The sequence below is a fragment of the Stenotrophomonas sp. STEN035 genome (genome assembly GCF_056759935.1).
The window spans coordinates 1-1,904 of record NZ_JBRRDY010000077.1 but is presented as its reverse complement, the minus strand read 5'-3'; the positions used below and the strand labels follow the sequence as shown (position 1 = coordinate 1,904).

General features: G+C 64.9%; 1 protein-coding gene. It reads right to left on the bottom strand.

Annotation, left to right across the window (positions count from 1 at the left end):
• Nucleotides 1-146 precede the first annotated feature (146 nt).
• Nucleotides 147-1,649, bottom strand: a complete 1,503-nt coding sequence (locus ACVOLL_RS20545; RefSeq protein WP_481514564.1) for a VWA domain-containing protein — start codon at nucleotides 1,647-1,649, stop codon at nucleotides 147-149.
• Nucleotides 1,650-1,904 lie beyond the last annotated feature (255 nt).

Below are 1,904 nucleotides of genomic sequence, written 5' to 3'. Positions count from 1 at the left end.
CCCCATTCCCTAGATTGGCTCGCCACAACTGGGCTTGGCTTTGTAGGAGCGGCGTAAGCCGCGAAGCTGGCAATGCTAGAAAGGCCGCAAAAGCTTACCCCTCCCCAACCCTCCCCTGCGCTACGCGCAAGGGAGGGGGCAGGACCTCAGCCTTTCGGCAACTGCGCCAGCTCCTCGCGCACCAGCTTCACCACCAGCTTGTCCAGGGTGTCGACCGAATAGTTCTCTACTTCATGCACGGTCTCGCTGCCCGGGCCGCTGGAGGGATCGCTGGCGTCCTTATAGGTCAGGAAGATGAAACGCCCGCCGGTGTACTGCGCAATCTGCCGCTGCGCGATCTCGCCGGTGGTGTCCTGGCCGGATGCCGCCACACTCAACACCTTGATACCCTTGCCCAGCGCCGCCAGCATGGTCTGCTCGTAACGCGGCTGCGGGTAATCCATGTGCGGCGGTGCATCAGCCAGTGACACCAGCAGGCGCGTAGTCGAGGCACCGCGCCAGTTCATCGCCTGAACCGCATGGTCGAAGGCTTCGTTCATTGCTTCCGGGTAATCACCGCCACCATTTGCGCGCACGCCATCGAGCACTTTCTGGAAGCCGGCAACGTTGTTGCTCAGGTCCCAGCCACGCACGAAGTACTCGTCGCCGCGGTCACGGTAGGTCACCAGCCCCAGGCAGATGTCCGGGTTGGACGGCAGTTGCGCGATGTCACGGACGATGCCCTGCAGCGAATCGCGCAGCTTGTCGATTTCATCGGCCATTGAACCGGTGGCGTCGACCATGAACACTAGGTCGAGCTTGGCCCGTGCCGGCAGCGGTGCATCAGCCACCACCACCTGCACGGCATTCTTCTGCCCGCGCTGCAAGGCCGAGGTCACGGTCTTGCCGGCGCGCCGCACCTGCACCTGGTAGCTGGCCGAATCACGGTCATCGAAAGCATTGGGATGTACCCACACCTGTCCGCCAGCATCGGTACGTGCCCACATCCGCGCGCCGTTGCGGGCGGTAACCGCCACTTCCGCATCCGGCACCGGTCGGCCCTGCGCATCGACCACCTGCAGGCGCTGGCGCACGCTGACATCGCGGCCAAGATTATTGGCTTCTTCATGCCGCTGCAGGAACTGCTGGAACGCGGTGAAGTCGGCATTGTCATCAACCACACCGGCAGTGACCGGTGCCTGTTGCTGGCGCACGTTGCCAGTCGTGGTGATCGAAGCCATCGGCATTTCCGCTGCCGCATAACTGGCATCGGCAGCGGCCTCGGCACGAACAGCCAACGGCGGTGGGGCCGGCGGTGCTGCTGGTGACGGCGGCGCCATCATCTTGATAGATGCTCTGTAGCTGTCACCCCGACGCAGACGAGTCTCGTCCACAGCGATGTCGTGCTGCTGCTGCCTCGGGCTGGGATCGGCAACCTCGCGCAGCACCGGCGTGTCGCTGCAGACGCTGGCGCTGGGCGCCCGGAAGTTGGGCTGGGTCTGGCGCGTGCGTTGCGTGGTTGGCGCCTTGAGATCGCCGGTCTTGTCGGTCACCGGGAACGGGGTATGGCGGACCGCCGCTGCTACTGGCAGGCCTACCAGCAGCGTCACTGCGGCGGCCAGCGCCATGTTGCGAACCGCCGGCCGGTTTGAACCCTTTGCGCTAGCCATGATCCCTGCTCCCATGGGGGCCGCGTGATGCGGCGTACGGGGATAGGAACGGTCGGGGATGGGGAGTGGGGTTAAAGCAAGGAATGCACCTGTAGTGCCGAGCCATGCTCGGCAGAGGCTTTACCAGCGAAAATCTGCCCTCACCCCAACCCCTCTCCCGTAAACGGGTGAGGGGCTTCGAGCGTAGTGGGCGCCGCCGCGGCGGCCCACCAACTACGTTTGGGGGCTGGGACACAGACCGCACCGCCCGCAGCC

Excerpts from the sequence above, each read along its gene's own strand:
- ACVOLL_RS20545 (WP_481514564.1), bottom strand. The coding sequence starts at position 1,649 with ATGGCTAGCGCAAAGGGTTCAAACCGGCCGGCGGTTCGCAACATGGCG.